Origin of the sequence: Yoonia vestfoldensis SKA53, from assembly GCF_000152785.1 — a bacterium.
GTDB classification, from domain to species: domain Bacteria; phylum Pseudomonadota; class Alphaproteobacteria; order Rhodobacterales; family Rhodobacteraceae; genus Yoonia; species Yoonia vestfoldensis_A.
On the sequence record NZ_CH672414.1, the window covers coordinates 1506380 to 1524085 of the forward strand.

At 51.4% G+C, this 17706-nt stretch carries 15 protein-coding genes, 1 tRNA gene, 3 pseudogenes and 1 other annotated feature; of the genes and pseudogenes, 13 read left to right on the forward strand and 6 right to left on the reverse strand.

Annotated features, from left to right (window positions below):
- Nucleotides 1-7: 7 nt before the first annotated feature.
- From SKA53_RS07435 to SKA53_RS07450, 4 genes are all read left to right on the forward strand, one after another.
- Nucleotides 8-613 carry a Maf family protein gene (locus SKA53_RS07435; protein WP_007205487.1) on the forward strand — a complete coding sequence of 202 codons (606 nt, stop codon included), beginning with the start codon at nt 8-10 and terminating at the stop codon, nt 611-613.
- On the forward strand, nt 610-1644 hold the full coding sequence (locus SKA53_RS07440) for a ribonuclease E/G (RefSeq protein ID WP_007205488.1): 1035 nt from the start codon (nt 610-612) through the stop codon (nt 1642-1644). The genes SKA53_RS07435 and SKA53_RS07440 overlap by 4 nt, the downstream gene beginning before the upstream one ends.
- Nucleotides 1644-1826, forward strand: coding sequence for a DNA gyrase inhibitor YacG (locus SKA53_RS07445; protein ID WP_007205489.1), 183 nt, complete (start codon nt 1644-1646; stop codon nt 1824-1826). The genes SKA53_RS07440 and SKA53_RS07445 overlap by 1 nt, the downstream gene beginning before the upstream one ends.
- Nucleotides 1827-1900: 74 nt before the next feature.
- Nucleotides 1901-1975 (forward strand) — tRNA-Phe (locus tag SKA53_RS07450).
- 387 nt (nt 1976-2362) lie between these two features.
- On the opposite strand, the gene SKA53_RS07455 is transcribed toward SKA53_RS07450, so the two are convergent.
- A complete protein-coding gene (locus SKA53_RS07455; protein WP_007205490.1) occupies nt 2363-4321 on the reverse strand; it encodes a glycosyltransferase in 1959 nt (652 codons plus the stop codon).
- A gap of 10 nt (nt 4322-4331) precedes the next feature.
- Entirely contained in the window at nt 4332-5561 is a 1230-nt protein-coding gene (locus SKA53_RS07460) for an HlyD family efflux transporter periplasmic adaptor subunit (RefSeq protein ID WP_040482837.1), read from the reverse strand.
- Between the two features lie 409 nt (nt 5562-5970).
- On the opposite strand from SKA53_RS07460, the pseudogene SKA53_RS15210 reads away from it, so the two are divergent.
- Nucleotides 5971-7100, forward strand: a pseudogene (locus SKA53_RS15210) (IS3-like element ISLve1 family transposase).
- Nucleotides 7101-7179: 79 nt separating this feature from the next.
- Here the strand turns inward: SKA53_RS15210 and SKA53_RS07475 are convergent.
- Nucleotides 7180-7695, reverse strand: a complete 516-nt coding sequence (locus SKA53_RS07475) for a hypothetical protein (protein ID WP_050752678.1) — start codon at nt 7693-7695, stop codon at nt 7180-7182.
- 174 nt (nt 7696-7869) lie between these two features.
- Nucleotides 7870-9036: pseudogene (locus SKA53_RS15215) on the reverse strand (IS3 family transposase).
- Nucleotides 8628-8743, reverse strand: a sequence feature (AL1L pseudoknot). It overlaps the preceding pseudogene by 116 nt.
- A gap of 453 nt (nt 9037-9489) precedes the next feature.
- Here SKA53_RS15215 and SKA53_RS07495 point away from each other — a divergent pair.
- The 6 genes and pseudogenes from SKA53_RS07495 (at nt 9490) to SKA53_RS07520 (ending at nt 15135) form a co-directional block, all read left to right on the forward strand.
- The gene (locus SKA53_RS07495) at nt 9490-10656 is read left to right on the forward strand and encodes a GGDEF domain-containing protein (RefSeq protein ID WP_165474488.1); all 1167 of its coding nucleotides are present in this window, start codon (nt 9490-9492) and stop codon (nt 10654-10656) included.
- A 49-nt stretch (nt 10657-10705) separates the two neighbouring features.
- A pseudogene (locus SKA53_RS07500) lies at nt 10706-11116 on the forward strand (IS481 family transposase); the annotation flags it as partial.
- Nucleotides 11117-11232: 116 nt separating this feature from the next.
- Nucleotides 11233-12438, forward strand: coding sequence for a sensor domain-containing phosphodiesterase (locus SKA53_RS15220; RefSeq protein WP_081440124.1), 1206 nt, complete (start codon nt 11233-11235; stop codon nt 12436-12438).
- On the forward strand, nt 12435-12878 hold the full coding sequence (locus tag SKA53_RS07510) for a potassium transporter TrkG (RefSeq protein WP_007205500.1): 444 nt from the start codon (nt 12435-12437) through the stop codon (nt 12876-12878). Before SKA53_RS15220 ends, SKA53_RS07510 begins: the two co-directional genes overlap by 4 nt.
- Nucleotides 12879-13061: 183 nt before the next feature.
- A complete protein-coding gene (locus tag SKA53_RS07515) occupies nt 13062-14306 on the forward strand; it encodes a hypothetical protein (protein WP_007205501.1) in 1245 nt (414 codons plus the stop codon).
- Nucleotides 14307-14562: 256 nt separating this feature from the next.
- The gene (locus tag SKA53_RS07520; protein ID WP_040483203.1) at nt 14563-15135 is read left to right on the forward strand and encodes a YdeI/OmpD-associated family protein; all 573 of its coding nucleotides are present in this window, start codon (nt 14563-14565) and stop codon (nt 15133-15135) included.
- Nucleotides 15136-15260: 125 nt separating this feature from the next.
- Here SKA53_RS07520 and SKA53_RS07525 read toward each other — a convergent pair whose 3' ends face one another.
- Nucleotides 15261-15827, reverse strand: a complete 567-nt coding sequence (locus SKA53_RS07525) for a tyrosine-type recombinase/integrase (protein ID WP_040482842.1) — start codon at nt 15825-15827, stop codon at nt 15261-15263.
- A 362-nt stretch (nt 15828-16189) separates the two neighbouring features.
- Here SKA53_RS07525 and SKA53_RS07530 point away from each other — a divergent pair, with 362 nt between their 5' ends.
- Nucleotides 16190-16522, forward strand: a complete 333-nt coding sequence (locus SKA53_RS07530) for an H-NS family nucleoid-associated regulatory protein (protein ID WP_007205504.1) — start codon at nt 16190-16192, stop codon at nt 16520-16522.
- A 38-nt stretch (nt 16523-16560) separates the two neighbouring features.
- Here the strand turns inward: SKA53_RS07530 and SKA53_RS15415 are convergent, their stop codons facing one another.
- The gene (locus SKA53_RS15415) at nt 16561-16743 is read right to left on the reverse strand and encodes a hypothetical protein (protein WP_131494584.1); all 183 of its coding nucleotides are present in this window, start codon (nt 16741-16743) and stop codon (nt 16561-16563) included.
- Between the two features lie 161 nt (nt 16744-16904).
- On the opposite strand from SKA53_RS15415, the gene SKA53_RS07535 reads away from it, so the two are divergent.
- Entirely contained in the window at nt 16905-17483 is a 579-nt protein-coding gene (locus SKA53_RS07535; protein ID WP_110549014.1) for a CIA30 family protein, read from the forward strand.
- Nucleotides 17484-17706: the final 223 nt, after the last annotated feature.

A 17706-nucleotide genomic window follows, 5' to 3' on the forward strand; every position in this document is an offset into this window, starting at 1 on the left:
GCGCGACATGACCACCCTGCCCCCCGATACCGGATTGAAACTGATCCTCGGCTCTGGCTCGCCCCGGCGGCTGGAGCTTTTGGCGCAGCTTGGTGTCGTGCCGGACGCTGTGCGCCCGCCCGACATCGACGAAGACGTGCGCCGCGCCGAATTGCCGCGCGATTATGTCAAACGGATCGCCATGGAAAAGCTGGCCGCGATGGTGGCCGATGACGATACCGTTGTGCTATGCGCCGATACGACCGTCGCACTTGGGCGGCGGATCATGGGCAAACCACGTGATGCAGGCGAGGCGGCGGAGTTTCTTTATGCGCTGTCGGGCCGGCGGCACAAGGTCATCACTGCTGTGGCCGTCAAGCGCGGTACGCGGACATGGCTGCGCGATGTACAAAGCACGGTCGCGTTCAAACAATTATCCGATGCCGAAGTGAACGCCTACCTGGCCAGCGGTGACTGGCAGGGCAAGGCGGGCGGCTATGCGATCCAGGGGCCTGCAGGGGCGTTTATCCCGTGGATCAACGGGTCTTATACCGGCATCGTGGGCCTGCCGCTGACCGAAACCGCCGGACTGCTGACCGCCGCCGGCTATTCATTATACAAGGACGCGTTATGAAGGGTCGTAGCATCATCCTCGATCATGTGAACGGGCTTGAAGCCGCGGCATATCTTGTCGATGGCAAGCTTGACGATCTGCTGATCGACCAGACCGACGCCCCGCGCCCCGGTGCGATCTATCGCGCGATCTGCGACCGGCCGATCAAGGGGCAAGGCGGCATGATGCTGCGCCTGCCCGACGGCGACACCGCCTTTCTGCGCGCAGGCAAGGGGCTGCGGCAGGGTCAGGCGCTGCTGGTGCAGGTCACAGGCTATGCCGAAGGCAGCAAGGCCGTCCCTGTGACCGACCGCGTGCTATTCAAAAGCCGCTATGCGATCGTGACACCGGGTAAGCCGGGGCTGAACATCTCGCGCCAGATCGTCGACGAGGACATCCGCGATAATCTGCTGGCTATCGCGCATGCCGCGCATGAGGGAGAGCACGGGCTGATCCTGCGGTCATCTTGCGAAACAGCCGATCCGACCGAGATCGCCGAGGATATCACAGCGATGCTGGACCTTGCCGATGCGGTGCTGGCCGATGCAGACGGTGACAGCCCAGAGGCGCTGACCGAAGGCGACAGCCCGCATGTGCTGGCCTGGCGCGACTGGACCGGCGCAAGCGAGATCGTGACCGTACCGGGCAGCTTTGCCAGCCACGGGGTGCTGGAACAGATCGCGGCATTGGGTCAGGCGCTGGTGCCGCTGGGCGAAGGGCAGATGTATGTCGAACCCACCCGCGCGCTGGTCGCCGTGGATGTGAACACAGGCAGCGACACGACCCCTGCAGCGGCGCTGAAGGCCAACCTCGCCGCTGCCCGCGCCTTACCGCGCGCGCTGCGGCTCCGGGGTTTGGGTGGACAGATCAGCGTGGATTTCGTGTCAATGTCCAAGACGCACCGCAAACAGGTTGAACAATCTTTGCGCGCCGCCTTTAAGAACGACCCTGTCGAGACATCGCTGGTCGGCTGGACGCCCATGGGCCTGTTCGAACTGCAGCGCAAACGCGAACGGCTGCCGTTGCCCGCGGACCTGCTGAGGCGGCTGTGATGGCCTGCCCGATCTGTAACCGGCCCACCGACAAGGCCTATCGCCCGTTTTGTTCGCGCCGCTGCGCCGATGTCGATCTGGGTAAATGGCTGACTGGCAGCTACGCAATACCCGCCGGCCGGGACGACGCCGAGGACGATGATCCCGACCTGGCCGAAGACGGTGACGGGAAACTGCATTAAGCCCGCCTTTCCCTCTGGACACCCGCGCAGGCCACGTCTAAAAGCGCGCTACCCGACGGATATTCCGTCCCGGTGCCCGGGTAGCTCAGGGGTAGAGCAGTGGATTGAAAATCCTCGTGTCGGTGGTTCGATTCCGCCCCTGGGCACCATTTAAACCAACAATAACAACGCTGTAAGTATCGCACATTTTGACGAAATGTGTTGCACACTCATCGCACAGTTTTGTGCTGCGTTTGTGGGTTCGAACACTGTGTTGAACACAGTGTTTGCGAGTCGCGGGTTTGAACACTGTGTTGGCAACATAATGTTTGGGGCACAGTTTTGCGGATTACTAATTTTGCGGCAGTTTTATTGATCAGTGTCCAAACTGTATAGTAGCAGGCTAATGTGGCTTATCTTCCTGTCTTCATTCGAAATCTCCTAGTTAATATTGCCGAGAAAATTCTATTCATTCAGCCTCTTATATCCAGGGGGGACTACCGAAACTACGCGAGTGTATTCCCCGCTGTTACACACTTTTCGTTTCAGTGATACACTCAAGTAAGGGGGGGCCCGAACATGCGCCGAAACAGCTTCCCGATAACCGTCCCAGTAAAGACCTGTTTGACGGCATTGGAATACCCCCCGCCGAACAGTTTGCGTATCAGTGCTCGGCGGGTTTCCGGCGTATGTATGAATTTCAAGCTTGTGTAGGTCGGATTATCCCAGGGAAAATGGCGCAAGGTTTTCGCAGCAACGAGTCCAACGCCTTCAATGTCAATCTGGGCGATATTATCAAGCCCACTGTATGATACACGGCACCCATTGAGGCTCAGGTCACATACCCGGACAATTGCAGAGCCGTCACCATGAAGAACCGTATCTTCATCCGCATCAAATCTTTCCTCGCTGCGCTTTCGCGGTGCATCGAAACACATTAGAAGCGCCAACAGCAGCGTAATGATGTTCAATCCTGCCCAGAAGAGCGCCACCGGGAAGAATTGTACTGCCTCAAGGATATCAGTTTCTGGGAATAAATTAACAATGACACCCAAAACAGTCAAAACAATAAAGATAAGTATAAAGAAGAACGTCAGCGCATCAAAACCTTCAGTGTTGTTTAAGTTGCCTTTGGGCGTGACCCGAAAAGGAACACCAAAGGGCTTGATGATGCTGCTCAGGACTGTCGGCAAGAGACGGAAGGTTGCGAACCAACTTTGGGCAGTGGAAAGCACCGGCATATAATGATAGGGCAGCATCCAGCGCATAAAAAGGTAATATGTCAAGAAGACTGGGAATTGATAAAAAATAAGTTCTTCGATACTGGTGAAATGCAGCGGCATCAGACCAGTCCACAGCACGACTATAGGGATTATCATGATCACAAATCGTGATGGATATTGGATCAGCCAACTCCAAGGAAAAAATAAGAGGCGATTTAGCAGTGGAATACCGGGGCCCAACGGCCCGTCGGGCAGGAAAATCGACTGAATCCCTCCCCGGCACCAGCGGGCGCGCTGGACAAAAAAGCCCTCAAGGCTTTCCGCTGCAAGCCCCATGCTCAAACGTTCATTCAAATAGCGGGTCTTGTAACCCGCGCGCGACAGCTTAAGGGTTGTTAACAGATCCTCGGTAATCGATTCTGTTGGATATTGGTCGCCAGCGGCTCTCAGCGCGGCGCGGCGGGTCACCGAACAAGAGCCACAACAAAAGGCGACACCCCATGCATCCCGACATTCGGCCATCTTGTCGAAGAACAGACGCTGTTCATCAGGCCAATCCTTCGTCAGGTCCAGATTGAATTGGATAGGATCCTGATTAAAGAAATGCTGCGGTGTTTGAACAATGCCAACCTCGGGATCATCGAACAAGCCAATGGTCCGTTTTAGAAAATTCCGATGCGGCACGAAGTCCGCGTCAAAAATGGCAATAAAATCTCCCTCGGCATAAAGCAGGGCATTGTTGAGATTTCCGGCTTTTGCATGACTATTGTCGGGCCGCGTCAGGTAGCGCGCACCTTCTGTTTCACACATGCCGCACAGCCAGTCGCGTTTGCCGTCGTCCAGAACCCAAACCGTTAAATTGGGATAATCAATGCCAGCAGCGCCAACGATGGTTTTTTCCAGCACCTCAGGCGGTTCGTTATATGTCGGAATGAACACATCAACCGGTGGGTAAACACCGCGCGCAATTAGCGCCGCCTCACCCGCATCAGCCTCTTCGTGACGCGGCTTATAGCGCGACATAATCAGGAAAAAGACAACCGCTTCAATGTAGATTGCGACTTCGACTATGAAAACGAACCATATCCAAATGAATTCTATCCCGAACTGTTCGTCATAAGGCAAGACTGTCGAATTCAAGCGCCAATAAACATAGCGCAAACCAAGCAAGACGCAAACAATGGCCACACTTGACCGCGCCCATGTTTTTTTGACCGGGAGCAACGGCGCGACCAACAGATACAATCCCAGAATGAGGATGATCGGCGCAAAAGCAGAAAGGTCGAAGTTCAAAATGGAGCCCTCAGAACATGTCCCTCAGAAAGGACATTGTTTGCTTTGGAAACTCGACCGAAACTTGCCGCCCAATGTAACATGCATTTTCGCGCAATTGTGGAAGCTCACTGATATCAATCGCAATTCGGGCCACGATTTCCGAGGCCTCGACATCAATGAGCACTGCAGCTTGTGTCCGATCCAGAGCAAGCATCGACGCGCCACCATATACATTCGAGACAATGCCATCGAATTGCATGCTTGATCCCACCAGTCTGACCGACACCTGCATTCCAGGCATCACCGTATTCACGCTGCGGTTGGAAACCGCCGCATCTACGAAAAGCGTTTCACAATCTGCGATTACTATCAGCTCGTTTTCGGACGGCACAGCCGCACCGGGATAAATGTAGCTTCGCCATAATACGCCTGGCATTGGCGACCTGACCTCAAAACGTTCGGTGCGGGCTAGTTGTTCTTGTTCAATAAGAATCTCACGATCAATTTCAGCAATGCGCGTTCTGTCCTCGCTCAGACGCGCGGCAATATCGGCAAGCAGAATTCGGATTTCGTCTGCCCGCTGCATTGAATAAGGAACATCGTTTCGACCAATGCCGACAAATGTTCCAGCGCGTAACCCGGCTTGATCTGCCTCAAGCACCCTGACCTGCGCCGCTATAGACGATATTTCCGCCTCAAGCCCTTGCACCTGGAAGGTCAAATCCTCGACTTCAACATCTCTTGCGTAACCATTATCATTCAATTGCTGCTGTCTGGACAGGTTACTGCGCACAGAGGACAGAGCGGCCTGACGCGCGGCGCGATCTGCTTCAAGCCTCGCGATCTCGTGTTCGATACGATCACTCGTAAAGCGCTGGTATTGATAAACGTTCACGCCCAATTGCGTCATGAGCTGTTGCAGATCCTCGGCCTGTACAGTAAACGCATCTATTCTTTGCGCTAAAGTTCGACGCTCGGTAAGAAGCTCATTTAGGAAGCTACGATTTTGGTTTTCATTAGCGACGGTGAACAAAAGTTCATCCCGCTCAATCCAGCGTCCTGCCTCCTGCGGCGCCCCATGAACGAACCCATTGATAGGGGACGTCATTGGGAGAACCGTTGTATTGATGACGCTGCGACTACTGGTCACGCTCAACACAAACGGAATTAACGCATAAACGCCCACTGCAATCAAACAAACACTAAGGGTTACGCGAACCGGGCGCCTGTTCCACACAACTGACTTTTTTTCTGTCATCTATGACTAAATGTTCCGACTAAATCATCTTATTTCAAGAGGTTAACATAAAAAATAGCATCCGACCCTGTGCGCGTCAAACTGATTTAATCTTGGAAGTAATGAGTGCAAGATGGTCGGAGCAATATTCACAAAAAACTTTAAACGCGACACCGCCGTTAAAGTCGCAGATTGGGGCTATCTAGTTCGCGAATTTGTCGCGCGCTTGGGAGCGGGGGGGCAGCACCAAATCGATTTACAGATGGCAAAAGCAGTTTTCGCAACCAGCAACGGTGATCAAGCAAGCCCACGCCTTGGCTGATGCGATCCGACGTTTGAAGCGGGACCAGCACTAGCACGGAGGAACTGGTCTTGTCACGGTTTGGTGCCGCTCCTTTGATCACGTAATGTGCAGCAAAGGAGAACAGCTATGGGCACAGGAAGAACAGACGAATTTCGCAAAGATGCGGTGCGGATCGCGTTGACCAGCGGGCTTTCGCGGCGTCAGGATTCGGATGATCTGGGGGTCGGCTTATCGACCTTGAACAAGTGGGTGAACGCGCACCGCGACACGGATGTGGTCTCAGCCGAGGATCGCGAGTTGGCGCGGGAGAATGAACGGCTTCGGCGTGAGATCCGCATCCTCAAGGAGGAGAGGGACATCCTAAAAAAAGCCACCCAGTTCTTCGTGAGCCAAAAGCCGTGAGGTTCAGGTTCGTAGAAGAACAGTGCGGGGCCTTCCCAATCGACCGGTTGTGCCGGGTGATGAATGTCAGCCCACGTGGCCTACGGGCGTTCCGCAGCCGCCCAGCCAGCCGCAGGCAGCGCATGGATATGGTGGTTCTGGCCCACATCAAGGAATAGTCGCGCCTGAGCCTGGGCAGCTATGGCCGCCCACGAATGACCGAAGAGTTGAAGGAGGTCGGTGTCGATGTTGGGCATCGCAGGGTTGGAAGGCTGATGCGTGAGAACGGGATTGTCGTTGAAAGAACGAGAAAATTCAAAGCGACGACGGACAGCAACCACATGTTCAATATCGCGCCGAACCTGCTGGATCGTGACTTCACGGCGGATCGGCCCAACCAGAAATGGGCGGGCGATATCAGCTATGTCTGGACCCGGGAGGGGTGGCTGTATCTCGCTGTCATCCTAGATCTGCATTCCCGGCGCGTCATCGGCTGGGCGGTCAGTGACCGCATGAAGCGCGACCTGGCGATCCGGGCGCTAAAAATGGCCATCGCTCTGCGATCACCGCCCAAGGGCTGCATCTTCCACAGTGATCGCGGCAGCCAATACTGTTCGCATGACTACCAGAAAATCCTGCGCGAGCGTGGGTTCAAAGTGTCGATGAGCGGCAAGGGTAACTGCTATGACAACGCCGCAGTCGAGACCTTCTTCAAAACTATCAAGGCCGAGCTGATCTGGCGACGCCATTGGGAAACCCGCCGACAGGCTGAGACGGCCATCTTCCAATACATCAACGGCTTCTGTAACCCGCGCCGTCGGCACTCAGCATTGGGAGGCAAAAGCCCCTTGGCATTCGAACGCCAAGTGGCCTAAACGAGCACCGGGGGCGGCACAAATACGTGACAAGACCACCCTAACCCTACGTGAACTAAATGCGTATAAAAATTAACACTCAATCGATGACACGAATTTTTGCCAATTGCCAAATGCTCAGGGCAAAGAATGTTTCAGTCTGCAAATCCTTGTTTTGATCGAATGGGAACATAACCCAATACGGACCCTTATCTCGAACGCTCATGGTCTTCCCATTCTGCAAGCGCGCAACAATCGGCCAGTCTGGCGTGATGCGATCCGCGGCAAGCCGGATGCTATAGTCGTTCAAAGCGATCATCTCGAACTCACGCCCAATTGCCCCAGCCTGCTCTAGAACTGACCAAAGCGTTGGTCCCTCATATGTCATTGGAGTTTTAGTCCAAGGGGTATCTGTTATGATCTCAACCTGCTCCATAGCCTGAAGTTGATCATCCGTCATTATAATCTGACCAGCCGAGTTATCGAATATGATAGTCAATTCCATCGCCGAAATGGCCCCGGAAGGCAAAGTGCCCCCCAACAACACTAACGAAACAAACCCGATCAGGTATTTTTTTAGTGGCATGTCGTTAATTCTCTTTTCATCAATATACATCGAGCTAGTCATTTAAGCCAAAAGTTACCCGCTGAACGTAGGTATATTCAAGTAAAATAAAAGAAGACCAGGGAAGCTTTGTGAATCGCCCCGGCTTCACCGGAGACATTTAGCTTTATTTCACGCGACCATATTGAGCACGTCTCGCTGTGCCTAGAAGTACTCTTCGGCGTCTCATGGCGGGATGTTTCTGATGGGGCCCAGCAGGCGCCTGTTGTTGAACGAATAGACCCAGCCGAGGAGAGCAATTTCCAGATCCAGCATATGGCGCCACAGGCCTTGGCGATGGACCGAATCGGTTTGGTAGAGACCATTAATCGTTTCAGCAAGAGCATTTTCAAACGAGTCCCTAACGCTGCCGATCGATTGTTCGATGCCAGCTTCGGCCAGGCGCTCGGTATAGCGAATGGACAAGTATTGCCCGCCGCGGTCCGAATAATGGAACAAGCCGCCCTTCTGCACAGGCTTCCGATCATGCGGGGCCTGCTCGCGGGCATCGAGAACAAAGTCAGTTTTGGCCGACCGTGATACCCACCATCCGACGCTGCGATCAGCAAACGTATCGATTACGAGGGCCACGTCGAAACATACGTAAAATCGTTGACCCAGAGAAGGTTCGGGGTTGGTGCTCGGGACACGCGGTTCACCTTGTCACGCGGACAAGGCGCTGACGTGTCAGGGTCGGATGTTTTGACCACCATGCCGCGCACAGCCCCACGGATCCAGATCTGTTTCATCAGGCGCTCCACGGTGCAACGCGCGAGCGTGAGGCCCTTCCGCCTCAACTGATGCCAATCCTTACGCACACCGTAGAACTGATAACTCTCATCCCAGACACGCTTGATCTTGGGACGCAGCTCCGTGTCGCGCTAATGCCGGGCCGAAGCTCTGGATGGATCAGCAAAGCACGCTAATCGGTGGTAATAAGTTGACGGCACGATCGGCAGCACCCTGCAGATCAACTCGACACCGTAAGCAGCCCTTTGACGTCGATGAAGCCGATCATGGCTTGAGCGGGCGGTCGAGTTCCGCCTGCGCAAAACAAGCTAACCCCTTGCGAAGAATTTCATTCGTCTGGCGCAGCTTACGGTTTTCCCGTTCCAGCATCTTGATGCGATTACGCTCTTCGGTTGTCACCCCGTCGCGCATGGCGCTGTCGTTCTCGGCCTGCTTGACCCATCCGCTCAAGGTCTGAGGAATACAGCCTATCTTGAGCGCAATGGCCGCAATCGCGCCCACCTGCGTTTCGTATGAGCCTTGATGCTTGAACACAATTCGGACCGCACGTGCGCGGATCTCAGGTGAGTGGCGATTTGCCATATCACTTTTCGTAATAACCATCATCCTGACTTAAGTTGACGGTCTCCGACAAACTTGTAGCGATCCAGGTGGTGCAGCTCGAGCTGTGCCCCTCGTAATTGAGTTCTAAGATCAGTGATGAAAAAAAACCGCATGTTCACTTACGCATTGAAGAAAATATTGACGAGATTTATTCAGACATTAGTCTTATCGCTCATCAACCAAAGCGAAATTGGACAGTCGATAGGCCATCAAGATAGCAATGAGACAGTCGGACGGCCTCAGCCCGCTAGACGTGCTAAGACCATCCGTACACGTTGCAAAGTCCAGGCGCCGCAGACTGACAAAAACGCTTTTACATCGCCGGAGCTTCGTATTGATCTATCAAAGATACTGCTGTAACATATCTCAAATCAAGCAAAACGATTAATCGCTTTTTCCTATGAAAGTGAAGTAAAGTTGAAGCACTTCCATGACCGGATTGCACCACCGAAAGTGACCAGCACGCAAACGTTGTGGCGAAATTTTTCTGAGCGACTTATCGGGATCGTCGTATTTGTAATCGGGCTTGCTTTGATCACAAGCTTCGCTTTACGTATAGGCTATGTTAAACAGCAAGTGGAAACATTAGTCAGCGCTGATCGTGACCAAGGGTTGTGGACAGCTACACAAATCCAAGTTGAATTATTAGAATTTGAGAAGTTGACCCATGTGGCCAAATCTTCACCTGACACATTTGAAAATGAGGTCCGAACTGATTTTGATATTTTGTACTCGCGCCTAAGCCAAGTTTTAGAGCCAAATATCGCGATAGTTTTTTATGAAGAAGGCGTGTCATCGATTCCAACCGAAATCATAGATATTCGTGACCAGATGGCGGCAATAATCGATCTTAATGATAATCTTAATGTGCAAGAACTCGAAAAACTTGCAAGCTTCGCTTCAAATGCGAATCATTTATGGAAGTCATCTATTGGGCTGGTACTACAGGAAAACCGCGAATATAAAGTATTAGTACGGCAGCAAATGGTCGAGACGTTGAAGTCAGTCCAGTCACAACTCTGGATGGCGGTCGCGATCTCCGCCGCTTTACAGTTATTGGTCATTTTAATTCTGATTTTACGCGTAAAATATCAAAAAGCACGCAATCATAACCTTAAAGATTCTCTAACAGGCTGCGCCTCGCGAGCAGGATTACAATATGCTCTTAAAAACAGCTTCAACAGAACCAAAAGTGGATTCAGCGTTGCTGTCGTTGATGTAAACAATCTCAAAATGGTTAATGATAAGTTCGGGCACAAAGCAGGAGATCTTGTCATTCAAAGCGTGGGGAGCGCTCTTAACAAAGTAAGTCGAGGAATTGACTGCACGGCACGAATTGGAGGCGATGAATTTGTTCTTTTACTGGATGCTTCGGTCGAACAATCTGAACTTATCTTGGAGCGTGCTCGAGAGCACTTGGAAAAACTTAGCAACACAGAGAATTTCAAAAAGCTGGAGATGCAGATAAGCTTTGGCGTTGCATATTGCCCTCAGCCCTCCCAATTCAATGATGCTATGTCTTTGGCCGACGAGCGTATGTATCGTCAGAAAAACGCTGAAAGAAAGAACAAACATTCTGTGATTAGACTGCCACCTGACAACAACATTGTAGGTGTTTGATCCCATGGTTTGATGGTGCGATCCTTTCTCAGAAATGGAAGGAACCATTATGGGACAAGTTCGTCGTGGGAGCGCCACGACCACACACGTTGTCACAGCTGCAATATATCTATCGCAAACTTCGCTCGCGCAGCTGAGCAGGGAATTGGGCATCGACCCCAAGACTGTTGCGAAGTGGCGCAAGCGTTCGACCGTGGAAGATCTGAAGACCGGTCTGAAAAAGCCGCGCTCAACCGCTCTCATAGAAGCGGAGGAGGCAATGATCGTTGCATTCAGGCGGCATACGCCGCTGCCGATGGGTGATTGCCTCTTAGCTCTCCAACCGTCGATTCCGCATCTGTCACAGACTGCTCTGCATCGGTGCCTTCAACGGCATGGCATCTCACGCTTACCGGATGTCGAGGGCGACAAGCCTAGGGTACGTGTATATGTCGATTTTGATGAGAAATACTTCAACATATACGTTTTAAAATGCATTCGAGGTTTCTAATCTTTGGACAAAGACAAGTTGATGTGTTAATGTTTAATAGCATAACGCTATAACTTTAATATTGGTTTTTCTTAAAAAATCTCCTTATGAAACTAAATATGTTGATACCTGTAAAAGATCCTTTCTTAACAGACGTGGAAAACCTAGATGAGAGTTTGCAAGCTGCAGCTGCGTCTTTCCGAAAGCTGCTGGATTTTGATATTTCTTATATATCCCGCTTTGATAATAATCATCAGGTTATAGTGGCGGTTGAGTATTCCGATTCTGGCGCTGATATTCCTATTAATAAAGGAAGTGTAGGCAATCTTGAGCAAACTTATTGCAAACGCGTTGCTGACAACAAACTACCAAGGTTTGTTCGCAATGCAAAAGAAGAACCTCTTGTTGCAGATATCCCAGACATAGCGAAACTTTCTATTGGAACATTAATCAGTGTTCCAATCACTCTGCGCGACGGAACATTATACGGTTCGATTTGTGGTTTCTCTAGAACAATTAGGAATGACATCTCAGAGCGTGACGTTAGATTTGTTGAGCTCTTGGCAGAATTTGCTTCACGCGTTCTGGAAAGCAGCATTACCAAGTCAACTAATTTACGCAAACGTCATGATTTTATCATGAAAATCATCAGTGACCGATCGTTTCAGAATGTATATCAGTCAATTGTTGATTTAACCACTGGCAAGAATGTCGGACTCGAGGCCCTTACGCGTTTCGAAGACGTGTTATTCGTGTCACCTGACAGTGTTTTCCGCGAAGCGGAACGTTGTGGACTTAAGTCCGAGCTTGAAATCGCTGTGCTTCATGAGCCAATTAAGCGCACGCACGAAATGTCTGGTGATTGTTATGTCTCAATAAATGTCTCACCAGTAACTGTAGCGACAAAGGCTTTCAAAGATCTGGTTGCGACAGCTGCTACTGATCATCTTGTCATAGAGCTCAATGAGGCTGACACCGTAGATAGCTACTTTGCACTAAACGATCATCTTAATAGAATCCGTGAGCTAGGTATTTCTTTGGCTATTGATGATGTTGGTTCAGGCTATGCCAATTTTCGCCATATTCTGGAACTGTCACCAGAAATTTTGAAGCTTGACATTAGTCTAATTCGTGACATCGATACAAATCGTAAAAAACAAGCGCTTGCAGCAGCCATTACTGCCTATGCTGATGAATTCGGTTCGAAGATAATCGCCGAGGGTGTCGAGACCGAAGCAGAATTACAAATTCTGCGAAAACTCGGCATTAGCCTAATCCAAGGTTATCTTTTGTCAAAACCAGCTCCTTGGTGACTGCGCTCGTCGTCATCATAATCGTGGGTCTCATCGGCGGCTGCACCGCGTCGATAGGGTGTTCGATCAAGATCTTTCGCTGGTTGCCGCTTGCAGAGGCGATCAAGGCACAACTAAAGATCATTAGCTCGCCCCATGCAGTTGTTAATGCAAAGCTTGGCGGACAAAAGTTCAGCGATGACGTCATGTCTTCGGTCATTGCATTTTTTACTTTGTTTATCTTGTCCTTCGGCCTGTTGACTATCGCGTTGGGGCAAACCAGTCTGTCGCTCAAAACATCCATCACAGCTACGTGGACCCCGATTGCAAATGTCGGCCCTGCATTCGCCCCAGAAATTGGCCCGACCGGTGCATTCGATGCCTTCCCGACACCGGCAAAATGGTTGCTAACATTTGGCATGCTCTTGGGCTGCCTTGAGATTTTATTAGTTTTTGTGTGACTGACACCCAAATTTTGACGCTCGTAGGCAAAGATGGCGATGCGCGAAACAGTGATACCATAATTTTAGCTATTCTAGCACCACGATGATGCACCCAGCCAAATCTGCAAATAAGCCCAGACTTTCAGGCTGACAACACCAACACAAAACCGTAGTGTGCGATAACGCTGGAGGTACAGTACGATGGTCGCACTCAAACCTGATACGCACGTGCTGCTGGACGGCGCTGTTAAGGCCTACAAGCGCGGCAACAGCAGGCTCTGGCAGGCGACGTTCAAGATCGACCAGCACTGGGTGCGCATCAGCACTGGCAAGCAGGATCTTGAAGAAGCCAAGATAGCGGCGCGTGACGAGTACTTGGAGTACAGGTTTCGTTCAAAACACGATTTGCCCGTTGTGACCAAACGCTTTGAAGATGTGGCGCGGCTGGCCATTGTGGATATGCAGCGGCAACTGGATGCGGGCGCAGGGCGCAAGGTGTTCAAGGATTACATCACAGCGCTGCACCGCTATTTCATCCCGTTCTTTGGCAAGACCTTCATCACCAGCATCGACCACGACAGGATTCAGGCGTTTAATGCGTGGCGGGTCACGGTGATTGGCCATGAACCAAAAGCAAGTACGCTGAACACGCACAACTCGGCCATGAACAGGGTCTATGCCGAAGCAGTGTCGCGCGGCTTTGTCATGCAGGCCAAGGTGCCGATCTTGGCCAACAATGGTGAGGGCGCACAGCGCAGGCCAGACTTTAGTTTGGCCGATTATCGCACCATGATCCGCAAACTGCCCTATTGGATTGAACAGGGCAAAGGCGGCAAGTCACGCGATATGCGCGAGCTGCTGCGCGACTATGTGCTGATCGTTGCCAACACCGGCATGCGGCCTGGAACAGAGGATCAAAACCTGCGCTGGAAACATGTGACTGTGTTCACAGAAAATCAGTTGGACTATGTGGAATTCTACCTCGCTGGCAAAACCAAGCCTCGTGAAGCCATCGGTCGGTCGGGCACCATCGACTATCTGCGGCGCATCCACGCTCGAACAGACGCCATCAAGCACATACCCTTTGAAATAATGCTCAAGCAGAAGTTGGACCTGCCAGTGTTCTGTCTGCCTGACGGATCAGTCACTGAGCACCTGCGTCAGACCTTCAAAGCATTTTTGACTGCATCTGACTTGTTGACCTGCCCCAAAACCGGCGAGAACCGCGTGCTGTACAGTCTGCGGCACACCTATGCCACGTTCGCGCTCGTAAATGATGGAATGGAAATCCACGCACTAGCCAAGCAGATGGGCACATCCATCGGCATGATCGAACAGCACTACAGCCACCTCACACCGCGTATGAAGAAGGACATGTTCACAGGGCGGCGGTTTGTGCCAGAAAGCGAATATCGTGCGCTGGGTCAGGTGGACGGCGATGAATGATGATGGTGTGGCACAAGGCTAATCAATGTCGTCGACTGGTCTTCGTGAGTGTAGTGTAGGGCAAACCAAACAACGAACGCGGAGGGCGCGAAGCGGTCATTCGCAGCGGTCAGCGATAAAGCCTCATATGCGGGACTGTGCGGTCTTTCAGCCACCGGCTCTCAGTGTCCGTTTAGCTTTGTCTGGGCACTGGATTTTGCCGTGTTCTTGAAGAAACATCCTCCTAGGTACATCATGAGTGATGAGGAACGAAGCAATGGATCAGGAAAAATTTGCGAAGGTCGAAATCACCAATGCAGACGAACTCTGGGAGTGGTTTGCCAAAAATCATGCTCAAGACGAAAGTATCTGGTTGGTAACTTGGAAGGCCGTAAATAGGGATAAATACACGACCCGCGACCAAGTACTCGATGCTCTCATTGCTTACGGCTGGATCGACGGACGGCGTCTTAAACTTGATGATGACCGCACAATGCAGCTTCTCTCGAAACGAAAACAACAGGCGTGGGCTGCGTCCTATCAAATAAGAGCTCGCAAGCTCATCGAAGATGGTCGAATGACTGAACACGGGCTTGCTGCAATCGAAGAAGCCAAGGCTTCGGGGAAATGGGACGAGATGGCGCACGTCGACGCGCTTCAAGAGCCTGAGGATCTGATTACCGAGATCAGGGCATGGCGTGCGAATGAATGGTGGAGCACCGCCGCGCAATCTTATAAGCGCAACGTATTACGTTGGATTGCAGGTGCCAAGAAACCCGAGACGCGTGCCAAGCGTGTTACGATCGTTGCGGAACATGCTGGGCGGGGTGAGAAAGTACCACAGTACTAGTCGTTCAAAAAATGCATCGCTTTTCGACAACCAGACATTCTCTTCAATGTGACCAAAGTGCAAGGTGAGCTCGAAGAAGACATTCGCCGCGCGGTCCTTGCGGATCCGCTATGACCTAATTGCGATTAAAGCAGTTCAACAGCCTGACTGAGCTGATCAGAATTTACGTCGATGTATCGTTGCGTTGTCGAAATGTGCGCATGCCCCGCGAGTGCTGCGAGTAACCGCACCCCTACCCCTTTGTTGGCCAAGCGTGTGATATAGGTCCTGCGACCACTGTGACTGCTGGCATCTTTGAGCCCACAAGCTTTGTAGATGTCCAAGAACAGCTGGCACATTGTGTTTGCGCTGAAATGCCCGCCCTTCTGGCTCGCAAACAGCGCCTGCTGCGGGTCCATCAGTTTGATCGTGTCCCCATAGTCCACGAGCGCGCGCCGCAAGCGCTGGTTCAAATACACCGTCCGTGTTTGCCCACCCTTGCTTTGTGCTGCTGACAGGATGAACTGTTCGCGCACGGCGCCCGTTTCATCAAATACGTTGCCCACAGTCAGCGCTGCGATTTCCTTAGCGCGCAGACCTGCATAGAAGCTGACCATGATGATTGTCCTGTCGCGAACCGGATGACGCCTGCTGCCTGTATAGTGTAATACTCGGCGCAGCTGCGCTTCGTTTAATGTCTGTGCTTGCCGCATCCAAAATCCCCCAAAACCTAATGCTTTTCTTGCTTTGACTATAAAGTCTGAGGTTTCGGTTCGTCGACCGATTTCCAGCCAGTGTCTTTCTCCATTCTTTTCAATTGGTTAAGCAATAATCTCATAGAATATGTATTACGTGAGGTTTTCAGCTGTGTCGCGCAGCGCAGGATAAACTGTACGGTCATTGCAGCTTTAATAGCTGCAACCGCACGCATGACAAAAATACACGATGATACCTGCATAATCTGTGAGAAAGTCGATAATTCCCTATCCTTTCGGACGGGTCTTTATGTTTACAGATTGAGTATTGTAGATTTAACACATACTAGCCAGTCAACACTGACAATAAGAGGTTTTAAATGTCTGACTTTAATCTGGACAGCATGTCGCTCGCTGAACTCAAGCAAATGCATAAAGAAATCACCAAAGCAATTTCGACATTTGATGATCGGCACAAAGCTGAAGCCCGCGCCCAAGTTGAAGCGTTGGCAAAAGAATTCGGCTTTTCCCTTGCTGAGCTGATTGGCAAAAATAAAAAATCAAGCCGCACGTACATTGCCCCAAAATATCAGCACCCTGAGAATTCAAGCCTCACGTGGTCTGGTCGCGGGCGCAAGCCACAGTGGTTTCATGAAGCACTGGCATCAGGCAAGACACCTGAAGATTTGGCTGTTGCTGGAGCAGCAAACTAAAATTGTTTTGGCCACATGCCTATAAACAGCACCGATATTCATATCAAATCGGTCGGCTCTACCGGGTTGGTCGATGCGCTCATTGTACCTTTAGAAGCATGATAGACTGGCGCGGAATCGAGCAATATCCGCGCTTGTTCTGTCAATCCATACCTTTCAACATATTCCAATAACGCAGCTTCCAGTAGAATGATTAGCTGTTCTTGCTGGCCCACGCTCATGGCTTCCCTCCAATAACTTACTTCACATTGTGCCCAGGTGATTAAGATAGTGTTAACAGGAGAGAAACACTGAAGGGGTTATTGATAAAACAGGCTTGCGACGGAAATATAGAACTACTGTGATTAGCAGATGCTTTGTTGGGGCAATTAATGGAATGAAGATGATAAACCGCCGTATCGCCTCTGTCCTATTTTCCGCAGCACTGCTGGGTGGGGTTCTTGCGCCCGCTTTGGCAGAGCAGCCCATTGAAGGTCGTGCGATGATCGAGGATTTCACAATGCAGCCAGAAACGCGGTGGCGCTTTTTTACCGATCAAGTGATGGGCGGCATCTCAACTGGAAGCGTCGCATTTGCGCAAGAAAATGGACAGACATTTGCCCGCATGACTGGCCGGGTCAGCACAGCCAACAATGGCGGGTTTATCCAGATGCGACTGGATCTCACCACCCCGCCCCCTGACAGTGCAACAGGCGTTCGTATCGTTGTGCGCGGCAACAGCCAGGACTATTTCGTCCATCTGCGCACCGCTGGAACCTTGCTGCCGTGGCAGTATTATCAGGCAAAATTTAGCGTCACAGAAACCTGGAGTGAAGTGCGCTTGCCATTGGCTGCCTTCACAGCGTCTGGTGCGTTTTTGCGCGGTGTGCCACGCGTGAGTAGTCTGGCATCACTGGCTGTTGTTGCATACGGTCGCGACCACGATGCTTTGATCGACGTTCAACAAATAGAGTTTTACTGACCAGTGCTTAACTAAAAGCGGTGATAGCCGCCGGTGTTGAATTTAGACTGTGACGACGACCAATTCCATTTAGCGTCAGTCATGCGTTACTGCTGACTTTTGAGTTTCCCCCAAAAAAACTCCCCCTGCCCATAACAACAGAGGGAGTTAGCATTTACCATCCGAATGCTCTGGGGGCTGTAGGCATCCTCAGGTAACATCATGCTAGTTACGAGGTCTATGT